The following is a 14,648-nucleotide window of genomic DNA, read 5'->3' on the forward strand; positions in this document are numbered from 1 at the left end:
ACTCTGGAGAAGCAGCCTGTTTTTCTAGGGCTGTAAATCAAACAAAGTGTTGCCTGTTTTCATGTCAAAAGGGACTGAAAAATGCTCATGCACGATTTTCCAGCTGTCATTGACTTTACGATAGCAAACCGTTGCACGCATCCAGCTGTCCTGAATTTCACCTTTTTCATTAGTACCGCCACAGCGATTTAGGAAATGGCATAACGCCAAATCGCTATTAACCTCTATTTCTAATTCATGTATTTCAAAGATAGCTTCTCCCGGGCAGTAAGAAAGACAGGCTTCCCAATGTTTTTTATAAGCATCTATTCCCTTAAATTGAAGTTGGGATACAGCATCAAATGATCGAATATTGGGGGCATATTGGGACATGATTTTGTCGATGTCTTTTCTGGAAATTGCTTTGGCTGTTTCTTCAATGAGTTTACGAATAAGGCTTTCCTCATTTTTTGTATTCTTTACAGTACCCATAATTTCTCCTTGTTTTGTGGGGATATATTAAGTTTAGGAACGTCATATATGATTGCGAAGCATTAATTCTGCCGGATAGGGAGAGAGGTAACTTTGATTTTCAAGATAGGCTTGGGGGTAGTGTTTGAGGTGGTGTTTCAGCAGGGTGATGGGGACAATCAAAGGCAATAACCCCCGACGGTAACTATCAATAGCCTCAAGTAGCTCCTCTTTATCAAGCTTGCCTAAAATTTTTTTAAAATAACCAAAACAATGTTGTAATACATTAGCATGTTTTTTAGGTGTAGCCAGACAAGACAATGTCTTCATGAACAGATTGATGTAGTCATTGACAAAACTGTTCCAATCCTGGTTCTTTAAATGACTTATTTTTTGACCCAGTATACGGTAATTAACAGGATTATGTGCCATAAGGATTAATTTATGGCGGGTATGAAAGCGGATTATTCCGGCAGCAGTCAGGCCTGATTCGATAAGCTCTTGCCACTCTTTATAAATAAAAAGACGCTCAATGAAATTTTCACGAAGACGTGGTTCGTTTAATCGTCCTTCTTCTTCAATGGGCAGATAAGGATAATTACTCTCTAGTATTCGGGCAAAAATTCCTTGACCTGATAAAGGAGCCTGCCCTTTGTCCTGATAAACTCTAACCCGTTTCCAGCCACAGGTAGGCGATTTGCTTTTTAAGATATATCCGCTGATATTACCAAGTTGAGGCACGCAGTTTTGCGAAAATTCCCGCATCGGCATTGTATAATCTTGCCGGGGATTGTTCACTTCAACCAGTTTGGGATTTTGAGGATCTCCTGATAACCGAATGGCTGGCCTGGGAATACCAAGCCCTATAGAGACTTCAGGACAGATAGGGAAAAATTCCACATATCCGGCCAGGAAATCACATATATAATTATCTCGCTTATGACCACCATCGAAACGAACTTTATCGCCGAGCAGGCATGAGGATACGCCTAAGACAATGCGCTTTTTCAAACTATAATTCCTTATTGTAAAACCATTATATTCTTTTACAATGTAGACTAATTGTGCTGATTAAAACATAGTTGACAGATTTATTGTAAGAATAAGCTGGGTACTTAAGATAGAAGTCGAGGATTGATAGTATGTCCATAGCCATAGTTTGGTTTCGGCAAGATCTGCGTTGTCAGGATAATCCAGCATTGGCCATCGCATGTCAGAATCATGACATGATTATTCCTCTTTATATTGCTGATGATCCCCCAAAAAAGACAGTGGGTGAAGCACAGTGCTGGTGGTTGCACCATTCTCTCTCTGCTTTGCAACAAGAATTGCAAAAGCATGGTTTAAGTTTATGTTTGCGTCGTGGCTCACCCTTGTCCCATTTGCTGTCTTTCATTGAAGAGTATCCTGTTAAGGCCATTTACTGGAATCGATGCTATGAGCCTGATGCTATTGCCCGAGATAAACTAATTAAGAAAGAATTAAAAACACGTGGTTTAGATGTAACCAGTTTTAATGGGAGCTTACTCAACGAACCTTGGGATATTCAAACGCAAGATAATCATTACTACAAAGTATTTACTCCTTATTGGCGGCAGTGCTTAAAACAAATGAATGTACCCGCACCGCTTGCAATTAACCAATGGCCAAGATGTCCTGATTTTCATTCAGAAACCCTTGAGTATTGGAGGCTTCTTCCTGCGGAGCCTGACTGGGCAGAAAATTTTTCCAGCATTTGGCAGCCCGGTGAAAAAGGAGCTATAAAAAAACTGAATTATTTCCTTACTAATCATTTGCATGAATATAAAACGTTGCGTGACAAACCCTCCAGTTCAGCTACATCCAGACTCTCACCCCATTTGCATTTTGGTGAAATCAGCCCTCGACAGATTTGGCGAGCTGTTGAGCAGGAAATAGCGGGAGGAAATTGCCATTTGCCTTCAGCGGAGTGTTTTTTATCAGAATTAGGGTGGAGAGAGTTTTCTTATCATCTTCTCTATCACTATCCTCAATTGCCAAGCGAAAATTTCAGATCGGAATTTAATGCTTTTACCTGGCGGGAAGATAAACAAGCTTTAAAAGCATGGCAGCAGGGACTAACCGGGTATCCTATAATAGATGCCGGCATGCGTGAACTATGGCATACGGGTTATATGCATAATCGAGTACGGATGATTGTTGCTTCATTTTTAGTGAAAGACTTACTGATTGATTGGCGAAGAGGGGCTAACTGGTTCTGGAATACCTTACTCGATGCTGATTTGGCAAACAACTCAGCGAGCTGGCAATGGGTTGCCGGGAGTGGGGCTGATGCTGCGCCTTATTTCCGTGTCTTTAATCCAACGTTGCAAGGGAAAAAATTTGATGCGGAGGGCGATTATATCAGACGCTGGGTTCCAGAGTTGGCTACTGTCCCAAATCAATGGATTCATATGCCATGGGAGGCTCCGAAGCATGCGCTTTCTATCACTTTAGGGAAGGATTATCCTTTCCCTATTGTCGATCATTCCACTGCACGAAAGCGTGCGCTGGCGTATTATCAATCCATTAAGCAATAGAAAAACTATGCTCGATACTCGAGCATAGTTTTTTAAATCGTCTCTTCACAAGATAAGTCTCCAGAGCCGCCTTATAACGAGGGACATACCTCAAATTCTTGAAATAATTCAGAAATATTTCTAATCTCAGTCTGTGCTTGTTTTCTTTTTTCCTCAAAGAAACTATAAACCTTATAGCTTTCTTTCCTTGCTTGCTTCTCTTCTGCAATCAATTTACTTGCCACATTGCTATCGATAAAAGTAAGCTCGAAGTTATCCAGGATAAATTCAGCTTCTTCCATGCTGGTGATTGTTAGAACAGGGGCATCAGGGAAGCCCGCACGAGGTTCAAGGTATTTGGCTTCCATCTCATCCAGTCTTTCCAGCAGTTGGTTAGCGGTTTCAAAATCAATTAAGCTTTCTTGTGTATCTCCTTGAATTTTTTTGAATTCTTCGCTGTTCAAAGAGGGGATTTGAATAGTAAAGCGAGAAGGCTTGTAATTTGGATTCACGAAGGCTGGACCATAATATACCCCGGCCAGTACTTTCCTGATCATGAATACGTCATTTGTGTCGATAACACTTTTTTTTCCATGAGGAACCACACCGCTGACTTCACACTCCTGGCTAATATCCCAATCTTTCTCTGGATCTTCTGCGACTATCACTTTACGTTGACGTTTTAGGGTCTCTATTGACTTGGTGACATCTATGGAAATTTTAGGTGGATTGCTCGCAATAACCATGCCAAAACGGGCAAACCTTGTTGCGATATGCGAGTATTTTGTAGTTGAAACAAATTTATAATTATCATTAAAGACAGTGGCATAATCTTCTATACTACTGTTCTGTCCTTTTGGAGTGTATAAATCCAAAAAGGCTAAATTTTTAAAGTTATTACGTATGCCTCGAAAGACAATGGACATAGGGTGAAATGTAGCTTCATGATCCCCTGTTAAGTTGGCATGATGCTGCGCAATGCTCCAGCACTTTTGGGTGGCGCTCTTTATGGTACTTGAATACCTCCGTGAAGAGACAGGGTTGGAACTGTTAAAAAATAATCCTTTATTTAATAGCATCCTTGACTTATCTAATTCCAATCTTGCAGTGATACTAAGCCTACTACGCATATTAAACCCCTATGCAACAATGTTGCTAAAATAATGCTGAATATTCCTATACTTATAAGTCCTGTAATTTGTATAATGTAAGCGGTTTGCATTAAGGAAATCTTAAAAGGTGTGTAAAGAAATTGTAATAAAGTGTAAAAATCATCAAAAAAGCCAATAAACAACCATTTATCAGTGTTTAATAAATTCAATTTGTAAAATAAGTGTTCATTTATTGAAAAATAAGTTATAGTGTTTCTGGATTAAATTTAGGAGGATGGAGTATGTTAAAGGCAGGCAGGTTTTGGATTCGCCCTCTTGGTAACCAAAGCGTTAAAAAAAATAGTAAGCCTTCTTTTCTGATTGCTGGGGGAAACCCTGGAAAGTTAAGCACTTTCTTAAATGAGCAAGGCCATTTTGCCTTTTCTCCTAAACCTGAAGCCATAAGCAAACACACTGGCGTTGAGCCAAAAATTCCTTGTACTATTGTTGAAACAGATAGGGAAGAAGATCTAGTTAGCCATGTCACAGATTTTTCACAAAAGTAAGCATTAATTATCAACCCAAGTAAAAATAAGGAAATAATGGAAGGATTGGATAAATATACCTTGATTACGCTATAGCTCCATCAAGGCTACGAAAATTATACATTTTGAAAATTACAGAATAAGAGTTAGAGTGCTATGCTCGTGATAAAGTGCCCCCGCAAATGGGAAAGACCCAAGACCCGAAAATGGCGCGCCCGGAAGGATTCGAACCTCCGACCCCCTGGTTCGTAGCCAGATACTCTATCCAACTGAGCTACGGGCGCGCATACTGATGGCGGAGAGAGAGGGATTCGAACCCTCGATGGGATTTCTCCCATACTCCCTTAGCAGGGGAGCGCCTTCGACCTCTCGGCCATCTCTCCATCAATGGAGGCGAAGTATAGCAGGTATTTGATGCACGTCAACTCCTTAAAAAATCTTTTTTGTTATCAAATTCCAGAGTATGTTCTCAATTATTTTTTTAGTACGAAGGAGTGGGCGATTATCTATCATTTTGTCCTTTGATAAGGCGCGTAAGAGGCCTTATTTAATCGGTTCAGGCAGAAAATGATGCGAATCAGCGGCATTTGCCAAAAAACTTGATTTAGGACATGTCCTAAAGCTTACAAAAACTTGGGATAGCTGCTATCTTTTATGTTTTTAGAATATCATGAAACGATTGTCAGCTGCATGGCAAATATCAGGAGGAGTAATGAAGCATAAATCGAATTTAAGTGGTAGGGAAGTATATGTAGTTGATGGGAGCCGAACTCCCTTTCTAAAAGCAAAAGGGGTAGGGCCTTTTTCCAGCTCTGATTTGGCTGTAGCTGCAGGTATGCCTCTATTAAATCGCCAGCCTTTTTCTCCCTCAGAATTGGATGAAGTTATTATTGGTTCTGCCATGCCAGGTCCTGATGAGGCGAATATTGCCAGGGTAGTTGCTTTGCGTTTAGGTTGCGGTGAGCGGGTGCCTGCATTTACGGTGATGAGGAATTGTGCTTCAGGAATGCAGGCGTTAGACAATGCTGCGATGCAGATAGCCAGTGGCCGAAGTAACCTCGTGCTTGCTGGTGGAACTGAAGCTATGAGTCATGCCCCTTTATTATTTAATCAAAAAATGGCTGTATGGTTGTCGAGTTGGTTTGCTGCGAAAAGTGTTAGTCAGCGGGCGGCTTTGATTACAAAATTCAGGCCTGGTTTTTTGGCTCCGGTGATTGCTTTGTTAAGAGGACTTACGGATCCGATTGTCGGGTTGAATATGGGGCAAACCGCTGAGAAAGTCGCTTATCGGTTTAATATTACTCGTGAGCAAATGGATTCTTTTGCCAGCGAGAGTCACCAGCGTTTAGCGCTTGCTTACGCGGAAGGGCGTATGGAAGAAGTTGTGCCTGTCATAGATTATAAAGGCCGTGTCTATTCCCAGGATGATGGCATCCGTCCTGATTCTACCGTTGAGCGCTTAGCAAAGCTGAAGCCGTATTTTGACAAGAAATATGGAATGGTTACAGCAGGTAACAGCTCTCAGGTTACTGATGGTGCCTGCCTTTTGTTGTTAGCCAGTGCTGAGGCGATAAAAAAATATAATTTACCGGTTATCGGACGTATTATTGATTCACAATGGGCAGCCCTTGATCCTTCGCAAATGGGGCTGGGGCCTGTGCATGCAGCAACACCTATCATGCAGCGTCATAACTTAACACCAGCTGATATTGATTGTTGGGAAATTAACGAGGCTTTTGCCGCACAAGTACTTGGCTGTCTGGCTGCCTGGGAAGATAAAGAATATTGCCGGACTCAATTAGGTTTAAAACAACCCATGGGTTCTCCATCCCTTGCCAGGCTGAATAGGGAAGGAGGGGCTATTGCTGCTGGACACCCGGTTGGTGCCAGTGGTGCGCGTATTGTGCTGCATGTGTTGCAATCGCTTAAACATCATAATGAGAGTCGCGGTATGGCTGCTATTTGTATAGGTGGTGGACAAGGCGGAGCAATGTATCTGGAACGTGTGACAGAGGTGAAAGGACATGAATAATTATAAACACTGGACATTGGAAACTGACGCAGATCATATTGCCTGGTTAGCTATCAATCGGCAGGATACGGCGGTTAATGCAATTAATGACGAGGTTTTGGATGAATTAAATGGTATTCTGCAAGAATTGCCACAACTTCCTGACCTAAAAGGTTTAATTGTATACTCTGGTAAAAATAAGGGATTTATTGCTGGTGCAGATGTTAACGCGTTCTCTAAATTTTCAACACCAGCAGAAGCGGTGGATTTTTTAAGGAAAGGTCAGGCCGTTTTTTCTCGTTTAGAAGCTTTATCTATCCCAACTGTAGCAATGATTGATGGTTTTTGTATGGGGGGCGGTTTGGAGCTGGCTCTCGCTTGTGATTACCGGGTGGTAAGTGATGATAAAGATACCCGTCTGGGCTTACCTGAAATTATGCTGGGTATTCATCCTGGCTGGGGTGGTACGGTTCGCTTGCCACGATTGATTGGGGGTTTTAATGCCCTATCAAAAATGATTCTGACAGGTGCCCCACTTAGTGCGGAAAAGGCTAAGCATTTAGGTGTAGTCGATGATGTAGTGCCTCTGCGCCAACTTAAACGGGCGGCAGTCTATTTCATAATAAATAAACCGCCAAAGCATAAACCAGGTTTTGTTCAATCGTTGACAAATTATTCATGGGTGCGGACGTTTCTTGCCCCTTTACTTCGGTATAATGTAGCCAAGCGTGTCTCTAAAGAACATTATCCGGCACCGTATGCGACTATTGATCTTTGGGATAGAGAGGGGGCATCAGGCGATCGTGCTTACTTAAAAGAAGCTGATTCTGTAGAAAAGTTAGTCAGCAAAGGTGATACAGCAGCCAATCTTATACGTGCTTTTTTACTACGAGAGCGGATGAAAGCCTTCGCTAAAGAAAGTGATTTCCATGCTCAACATATTCATGTTATTGGCGCTGGCGTGATGGGGGGAGATATCGCTGCATGGTGTGCCTTACGTGGGCTACATGTTACCTTGCAGGATAAATCTCAAGTGCAAATTGCCCCTGCTATCGGTCGAGCGCATACTTTATTTAAAAAGAAACTGCGTAAACCCCGTTTAATTCAGGCAGCAATGGATAGGTTGATTCCCGATCCTGATGGGTATGGAATTGCTCGGGCGGATGTAATTATCGAGGCGGTATTTGAAAATCTTGCTGTTAAGCAAGAAATTATGCAACAAGTGGAAGCAAAGGCAAAAAAAGAGGCGATTATTGCCACCAATACTTCAAGCATTCCTTTAGACGAAATTAGTCAGGCGATGACGAATCCCCAGCGTCTGGTTGGCATTCACTTCTTTAATCCAGTTGCCAAAATGGAATTGGTAGAAGTGGTAAGCAGTTCCCAGACTTCAAAAGAAATTTGTCAACAATCTTGTTCTTTTGTTAATCAAATTGGCCGTTTACCATTACCTGTTAAATCAAGCCCCGGCTTTTTAATCAACCGCGTATTAATGCCTTATCTCATGGAATGTGTCCAGTTACTTGAGGAAGGATATAGTGGTGAAGAGATTGATCAGGCAGCAAAAGATTTTGGTATGATAATGGGACCTGTGGAATTGGCCGATACAGTCGGTATGGACGTCTGCCTGGCTGTTGCGGAGAATCTGACAACGCATTTTGGTGGTACAGTCCCACAAAGATTGAGGGATATGGTAAAAGAAGGCAAGCTGGGGCGTAAGTCTGGACAAGGGTTCTATCGCTATAAGAATGGTAAGCCGATCAAGCGAAAAACAAAAGATATAAAGGTAAACAAAGAAATAGCCAATCGCTTAATCCTTCGCATGGTGAATGAAGCCGCTTCCTGTTTGCGTGAGGGCGTGGTGGCAGATAGTGATTTATTGGATGGTGGTATGATTTTCGCTACCGGATTTGCGCCATTTCGAGGTGGGCCAATGAATTACGCCAGGCAATTTGGTCATGATAAACTAAACGAACTGTTTGCCAAGTTAGAGGCTCGGTACGGTGAGCGCTTTAAAGCAGATGCCAGTTTGTAGTTTGGTTCTGGCATACTGACGATTGTTATAGGTTCTTAACGCTGTTATCTGGATTCCGCGGCATTTGATTCTGGCCGCGGAATGGTGTTGACCTTTCTTCTTATCAGTCTGCATATTTCCAGCAGAATAAATTAAAATGGCTTGCTCTCTTTTTTGCAGCAGGTATTATTTTCTTTACCGTCTCTATTAATGAGATAACTTTCATGTTCGTTTTTTGTCGTTGTCAATTTTTTGGTGTATGCCTGGCCATGGTTGTTTTATCCCCCTTGTGGGCGACCACTTATGTGTTGCCTGCTCAAGGTGATGTGGTTGGGGAAATTCAGTACACTAATGCTGAAATCGGTGAAACGCTTGCTGAAGTAGGTATGCGTTATAATATAGGTTATTATGAGATAGCAAGAGCAAATCCTCAGGTCGATCCCTCAAGGCCATTATCACCCCATACAAGATTGGTTATTCCTTCCCAATTTATTTTGCCCGCGGTGCCTCGTCAGGGGTTGGTGATAAATTTAGCTGAATACCGCCTTTATTATTTTCCTCCTCATGACAACGTGGTTATTACCATGCCTGTCGGGATCGGTCGTGAAGGCTGGACAACTCCTTTAGGCGTCACTAAAGTTACCAGCAAGGAACGGGATCCTGTTTGGCGGCCTACTCCAAACGTTAGAGCCGAGGCGGCCAAAAATGGTACCCCAATTCCGCACGAATTTCCCCCAGGAGAAGGAAATCCCTTGGGACGTCACATTTTACGTTTAGGGTGGCCCACTTATCTTATTCATGGAACGAACCGGCATAATGGAGTCGGGGCGAGAGTAAGTGCTGGATGTATACGTATGATGCCTGAAGATATTGAACATTTATTTGGACTGGTGAATGTAGGCACTGCAGTACGGGTAATCAATGAGCCAGTAAAATTAGGTTACTCTCAAGGCTCACTCTATATCCAGGTACATCCGATATTGGCTGAGCAAAGGGGGAAAAATCTAAAAGACCTGGCTTTTTCTCAACTCAATCATATTACAGTGATTAATAAAGTAAATGAAAAAGTATTGGGGACGGAGCTAAGTTACCCTAGTGGAATCCCTAGAAAGATTAGCCAGATATGAGTGGATGCCATGAGCCAGGAGGAGCACAATCAAGCTTCCCAGTAAATCAATTGGATAATGCCAGCCAAGAAGCACGCAGGAGGCAATTAATAATAAATTAATCGGCAGCAGAGGGATAAACAGGGGCGGACACCAGCGTACCAAATAAAGACAAAGCCACGCCCATATTGCATGGAAGGACGGAAATGCAATCATGCCTCCTTTCATGGTGGACGGGGGGGTATGCTGACGAATTTCTTTAAACTTGATGCCTGTGGCATACTGATCTTGAGAAAAATGAGGGCTATCAATAAAACTGGCAGGAGCTAGCGTAGGATAAAAATAATATAAAGAAAAACCAATCAGTGCACTTAATAGTAATAAGCATAAGTATTCTCTTACGTAACCAAGTCGTTGCATAAAGATGACAACAACAGGTAAGAGACTCATTTGATACGGTAAACTATCATAAATGGGAATCAGTAAGTTTGTTAGCCATGGATAACTGACAGTCCAGCCAAGGATATCTCCGACATCGATGCCTAAGGCTGCTTCCATGGCAATTAATTTTTCATCAATGGGTTGAAAAGGAGTGTATTGAATGGCATTGGTGGCAAAAGCAACGGTTGCCATAACCAGAAAATAATAGATAAGTTCCCTGGTAATTTTGACTGCTCTACTTTGGCTTCCAAATTGTAGATAGCTTCCCCAAAATAATAGAAATAAGAGCGTTACTATTAGAGGTGTTTCTGGAGGAAAATAATTATTTCCAGGAAATTTAAAGATAAAATAATTAACAGCAAGAGCTATGGTGGCCAATGTAAGAATGATGAGGCCTGTAATTAAAGTGCAAGCTTTAGTAGGATGTTGCATACTCGAGTTGGCTATTCAGTATCGCTACTTTGTTGCTGTTTTTGTTTGATGGCGCGATGAATTTCTTCGCGATGAACTTCAATTGAACGCGGCGCTTCCACACCAAATTTGATATTACCATGCTCCAGAGTTTTAAATGCCACCACTTGAATAATCTTCCCATCAATGTTAATAGTTAATGGTTCTTCAAAAGGAATGGTTACTATGTTCATATAAAAAACCTCTTTAGTTTTTAATACGTTATATCGCATGACCCAGGTAAAAGCAACGGTTTGAGGACAAATTAAATAAGTTACAATTAATACCACCAAGCGCAGTTTTAATCGCCCGGAGCTATCAAAATATTTGCTCTATAGTAGAAAACAAGTTAATATTGTGCGTTTTTTTAACCTTGCCTTACCCTGGTTTCAAGGGAAGGCTACAATCCATAAGGAGAAACGATGAGACATTATGAAATAGTGTTTCTTGTCCATCCCGATCAAAGCGAGCAAGTACCAGCAATGGTTGAGCGCTATGAGGGAATTATTACCAAACATGAGGGTAAAATTCATCGCAAAGAAGATTGGGGACGTAGACAATTAGCCTACACAATTAAAGAAGTACATAAAGCGCATTACATATTAATGAACATTGAATGTAATCAGGCTGCTCTTGATGAGTTAAAGAATGCGTTTAAATTTAATGATGCAATCTTAAGAAACTTAATCATTAAACAGAAACATGCAATCACCGGGCCGTCTGCACTTATGAAAAAAGAAAAAGACGATCGGGCCGCCTAAGGAGTAGAAAAATGTCAGCACCTTATTTTCGACGAAAAAAAATGTCTCGTGAAACCAGCGAAATCGATTACAAAAATCCTTCGGATTTAAAATTATATATCACTGAAACTGGAAAAATTGTACCTAGCCGTATTACGGGCACACCAACCCGTCCGCAGCGTGAATTGGCAATAGCGATTAAGCGTGCCCGGTTTCTGGGCTTATTGCCTTATTGCGATAGCCATCGTTAAGAAATGATCCGTTCAGGCGAATTATTGCGCAAACAAGGTCATTTTCTGTTAGAGAATGACCTTTATGCATGGGCTTCTATTGCAATTTTAGCTTTAATTCCTTTTGCAACCTGGTTATCAGCAGCTATTGTTGCCCTGATAACCCTGCGTAAAGGAATGAGTAGCGGTTTTCCAGCATTGGCAATAGGCATTGTCACCCTATTGGGTTTGTCGTTAGTGTTCAGCTCTTTATCTGGTGGAATTGTGCCTGCTGTTATGGCCTTTTTACCCTGCTATCTGGCGGCTTCTGTGTTGCGGGTATCAGCAAACTGGCGACTGGCGGTAAGCTTTATTGTGGTTCAGGCTTTGGTGGGTATCCTCCTGGTGCATTGGTTGGCTCCTGAGTTCATTGCAGGGCAGTATCAATTAATCCAGAACATCCTCAAGGAATTAGAGCGTGATGGTTCTATAGCTGGTTTGTTTAATAACCAGGAAACGATGGATCCTATGGTGATTGCCAATTACATGCTAGGACTGCAAGTGGTAAGTATCGCTTTATCGGCAATTATCTCCCTTATGTTGGCACGTTCTGTTCAAGCCAGGTTGTTTTATCCTGGCGGTTATCGTCAGGAAATGCTTGCTTTTCGTGCGAGTGTCTGGGGGGTGGTTTTCCTTATCATTACGGCGTTGGGCGCTTACCAAGGTAATCCTTTGGCGATAAGCTGCTTGCCAATACTTGTAGTGTATTACCTTGGTGCAGGACTGAGTTTGGGTTTTAATATTTTGACTAAGGGAAAAGGGCTTGGGGCGTTGGTTTTATTATTAACTCCTTTAATCCTGCTACCCTTTGTTATGATGCCGATTTACGCTATTTTAGGGGCTTTGGATAGTTTATTTAATTTTAGAGTATATTTACCCGCTAATGCGAGTAAAAAATAAAATGGGGTATTAAGATGGAAGTTATTTTATTAGAAAAAATTAGAAACCTGGGAAATCTGGGTGATAAAGTTAATGTTAAGGCAGGCTATGGCCGTAATTTTTTAATTCCTCAAAGTAAAGCTGTATTCGCTACAGACGAGAACATTAAGCGCTTCGAGGAGCGTCGTGCAGAGCTTGAGAAAAAAGCGCAGCAGACATTAACTCAGGCTGAACAACGTGCTGCTAAATTAAACGATACGACGGTGGCTATTTCTGCAATGGCAAGCGAAGAAGGCAAGCTTTATGGTTCAGTTGGTCCCAATGAGATTAGAGACGCGCTGAAAGCCAAGTCTATTGAAGTGAGCAAGCGGGAAATTGTAATGCCAGAGGGACCTATCCACTCGGTTGGCGATTATGCAGTAGAGATTCATGTCCATACCGATGTTATTGCAACGCTTCAGGTGCAAATCGTAGCAGCAAAATAATCTGAAGTATTCCTTTAAAAACCTGCTTTTCGGCAGGTTTTTTCTTAAATATCCATATCAATTTTTTATTGTGTCATTATAACCATGGTTCAAATTTGTTTGCTATAATCCGTTTATGTGTCATTATTTAACCATTTTGGTCATGGAAATAGTGAAGTGCTGAATAAATCAGATACCTACGAATTGATCTTTGATCAAAAGTTGACAAGTTTGCGATTTATTTACGAGTTTACACAAGGATACTCTAAAGGCGATGATATTTATGTCTATACTGATTTGCTAGTATATTTATATACACAGGATAAAACTCGAAGTTTTATTAAGCAAACAAAAAAGCAAATCCTAGACACCATTTATAATCAGTGTATTTCGCAAGATCCATTCCGTGTTGTGATATTAAAACTAAATTATTTTTTACTGGAGGGGGTGAATACTGCTTCTATCAGTGAGTTTAGTCAGTTTTTAACTTCAGATACCCGATATGCTGATATCTGCATGAAGCTTTTAGGTGCCGATGTTTTTGGTGAAAATAAAAATAGCCTGGTGGAGTCTTTGCTTAAAGACTCTGTAAATAAATACAATGCTTATCTTTTGCAGAAATTAAAGGCATTTTTCCCTGAACAATTTGATCAGATGTTAAAACTTAGAGCTGATGATGAAGTAAAGCTTATTGATAAAATGTTAAAGCTGGATGAAAAAGATAGCTATGAATTCTCTTTTTATATGCAGCAGTATGTGAATGGTTTTGGGAATATTAACTATGAAGGGGGCTTGCTAACTTGTGCGCAGATAAGCCGTAGAAAAGTAGATTATGAATTCTGCCCTACTGTACTGGATATGAGTTGTGCTAAAAATGAATTTGAAGAATATGTAAGAGCTGTAAAAGCACATGAGGGACATCTCAAAGAAATATTCGTCATTGCTGCAACACATTGGTATGCTGGTGTTATTGAGATAGATGAAAGCGGTAAAGCTAATTTACTGATTATTGATTCTTTGGGAAGAAATACAACTTATTTTCCGCATAATATCATTACAGCTTTTAAGAAATACTTTCCGGATTCAGAAATTTATTTTTCTTCTGAAAAAAGGCAGCACGCGCCTGTGGGATGCTCGGCATTTTCTTTGGATGATGCGGTGCACTTATATACTTTGGAACGCTATTTAGAGGAAAAATATGAGACGGGAGGTTTGTTCAGCTATTTAAGAAATAATATCATTTCACCTCATTATAAAAATTCTTTTTTAAGCGATGAAATCCGAATTAACCTCTGCAGGCTTCCTGTAAGTTTACTTCGTACCAAACAATCGAGAAAGCTACTATCAGATTTATTTCCAAGTAGAAATCAGTCTGAGTTGAGTATTCCCGTTAATAAAAATAATCAGACAGTAGAGAAAAGTACAAATGAAACCTTTGAGGAAGGAATAAATACCAGGTTAGAAGAAAAATTGGCTAAAATGGCAAAATATAATGCTAAATTTTTGCTGTCATTGGCCTCACCCTTAGAAGCTCCATCTCATATGTCGAAACATTCGTTGGTAAGCTTTCAGGAAAGAATGCAGAATAAAGATAAGCCCCTTAATTTGAATTAAACGTTTCTTATTTCAAATATACTGGCTCGAAGGGTTG

The 14,648-nt window shown here is 40.9% G+C and carries 15 protein-coding genes and 2 tRNA genes; 10 read left to right on the forward strand and 7 right to left on the reverse strand.

Features of this window, described 5'->3' with window-relative positions:
- Positions 1 to 24 precede the first annotated feature (24 nt).
- Together E1O65_RS09070 and E1O65_RS09075 are read right to left on the reverse strand one after the other, a co-directional pair.
- A complete protein-coding gene (locus E1O65_RS09070) occupies positions 25 to 471 on the reverse strand; it encodes a nuclear transport factor 2 family protein (protein ID WP_133133289.1) in 447 nt (148 codons plus the stop codon).
- A 42-nt stretch (positions 472 to 513) separates the two neighbouring features.
- On the reverse strand, positions 514 to 1,461 hold the full coding sequence (locus E1O65_RS09075; RefSeq protein ID WP_133133290.1) for a DUF523 and DUF1722 domain-containing protein: 948 nt from the start codon (positions 1,459 to 1,461) through the stop codon (positions 514 to 516).
- A 131-nt stretch (positions 1,462 to 1,592) separates the two neighbouring features.
- Between E1O65_RS09075 and E1O65_RS09080 the strand changes: the two genes are divergently transcribed.
- On the forward strand, positions 1,593 to 3,008 hold the full coding sequence (locus E1O65_RS09080) for a deoxyribodipyrimidine photo-lyase (RefSeq protein WP_133133291.1): 1,416 nt from the start codon (positions 1,593 to 1,595) through the stop codon (positions 3,006 to 3,008).
- 71 nt (positions 3,009 to 3,079) lie between these two features.
- Here the strand turns inward: E1O65_RS09080 and E1O65_RS09085 are convergent, their stop codons facing one another.
- Entirely contained in the window at positions 3,080 to 4,066 is a 987-nt protein-coding gene (locus E1O65_RS09085) for a hypothetical protein (protein ID WP_133133292.1), read from the reverse strand.
- 314 nt (positions 4,067 to 4,380) lie between these two features.
- Here E1O65_RS09085 and E1O65_RS09090 point away from each other — a divergent pair, with 314 nt between their 5' ends.
- Positions 4,381 to 4,644: a hypothetical protein gene (locus E1O65_RS09090; RefSeq protein WP_133133293.1), complete on the forward strand. Its 264-nt coding sequence runs from the start codon at positions 4,381 to 4,383 to the stop codon at positions 4,642 to 4,644.
- 186 nt (positions 4,645 to 4,830) lie between these two features.
- Here E1O65_RS09090 and E1O65_RS09095 read toward each other — a convergent pair.
- Positions 4,831 to 4,907: transfer RNA gene (locus E1O65_RS09095), tRNA-Arg, on the reverse strand.
- Positions 4,908 to 4,916: 9 nt separating this feature from the next.
- A tRNA-Ser gene (locus E1O65_RS09100) sits at positions 4,917 to 5,006 on the reverse strand.
- A 329-nt stretch (positions 5,007 to 5,335) separates the two neighbouring features.
- Between E1O65_RS09100 and E1O65_RS09105 the strand changes: the two genes are divergently transcribed.
- The 3 genes from E1O65_RS09105 (at position 5,336) to E1O65_RS09115 (ending at position 9,775) form a co-directional block, all read left to right on the forward strand.
- A complete protein-coding gene (locus tag E1O65_RS09105; RefSeq protein WP_133133294.1) occupies positions 5,336 to 6,655 on the forward strand; it encodes an acetyl-CoA C-acetyltransferase in 1,320 nt (439 codons plus the stop codon).
- Positions 6,648 to 8,669: a 3-hydroxyacyl-CoA dehydrogenase NAD-binding domain-containing protein gene (locus tag E1O65_RS09110; protein ID WP_133133295.1), complete on the forward strand. Its 2,022-nt coding sequence runs from the start codon at positions 6,648 to 6,650 to the stop codon at positions 8,667 to 8,669. Before E1O65_RS09105 ends, E1O65_RS09110 begins: the two co-directional genes overlap by 8 nt.
- A gap of 203 nt (positions 8,670 to 8,872) precedes the next feature.
- The gene (locus tag E1O65_RS09115; RefSeq protein WP_133133296.1) at positions 8,873 to 9,775 is read left to right on the forward strand and encodes a L,D-transpeptidase family protein; all 903 of its coding nucleotides are present in this window, start codon (positions 8,873 to 8,875) and stop codon (positions 9,773 to 9,775) included.
- Here the strand turns inward: E1O65_RS09115 and E1O65_RS09120 are convergent.
- Entirely contained in the window at positions 9,731 to 10,627 is an 897-nt protein-coding gene (locus E1O65_RS09120; protein WP_133133297.1) for a phosphatase PAP2 family protein, read from the reverse strand. The two genes, E1O65_RS09115 and E1O65_RS09120, sit on opposite strands and share 45 nt — an antisense overlap.
- An 11-nt stretch (positions 10,628 to 10,638) precedes the next feature.
- Positions 10,639 to 10,839, reverse strand: coding sequence for a carbon storage regulator (locus E1O65_RS09125; protein WP_133133298.1), 201 nt, complete (start codon positions 10,837 to 10,839; stop codon positions 10,639 to 10,641).
- A 228-nt stretch (positions 10,840 to 11,067) separates the two neighbouring features.
- On the opposite strand from E1O65_RS09125, the gene rpsF reads away from it, so the two are divergent.
- The 5 genes from rpsF (at position 11,068) to E1O65_RS09150 (ending at position 14,611) form a co-directional block, all read left to right on the forward strand.
- Positions 11,068 to 11,406 carry a 30S ribosomal protein S6 gene (rpsF, locus tag E1O65_RS09130; RefSeq protein ID WP_133133299.1) on the forward strand — a complete coding sequence of 113 codons (339 nt, stop codon included), beginning with the start codon at positions 11,068 to 11,070 and terminating at the stop codon, positions 11,404 to 11,406.
- 11 nt (positions 11,407 to 11,417) lie between these two features.
- The gene (rpsR, locus tag E1O65_RS09135) at positions 11,418 to 11,636 is read left to right on the forward strand and encodes a 30S ribosomal protein S18 (protein WP_133133300.1); all 219 of its coding nucleotides are present in this window, start codon (positions 11,418 to 11,420) and stop codon (positions 11,634 to 11,636) included.
- Positions 11,637 to 11,660: 24 nt separating this feature from the next.
- Positions 11,661 to 12,554, forward strand: coding sequence for a hypothetical protein (locus E1O65_RS09140; protein WP_133133301.1), 894 nt, complete (start codon positions 11,661 to 11,663; stop codon positions 12,552 to 12,554).
- 14 nt (positions 12,555 to 12,568) lie between these two features.
- The gene (gene rplI / locus E1O65_RS09145; RefSeq protein ID WP_133133302.1) at positions 12,569 to 13,018 is read left to right on the forward strand and encodes a 50S ribosomal protein L9; all 450 of its coding nucleotides are present in this window, start codon (positions 12,569 to 12,571) and stop codon (positions 13,016 to 13,018) included.
- Between the two features lie 156 nt (positions 13,019 to 13,174).
- A complete protein-coding gene (locus E1O65_RS09150) occupies positions 13,175 to 14,611 on the forward strand; it encodes a hypothetical protein (protein ID WP_133133303.1) in 1,437 nt (478 codons plus the stop codon).
- The last annotated feature ends 37 nt before the right edge of the window (positions 14,612 to 14,648 follow it).

The organism is Legionella sp. W10-070, assembly GCF_900640175.1.
GTDB lineage: Bacteria > Pseudomonadota > Gammaproteobacteria > Legionellales > Legionellaceae > Tatlockia.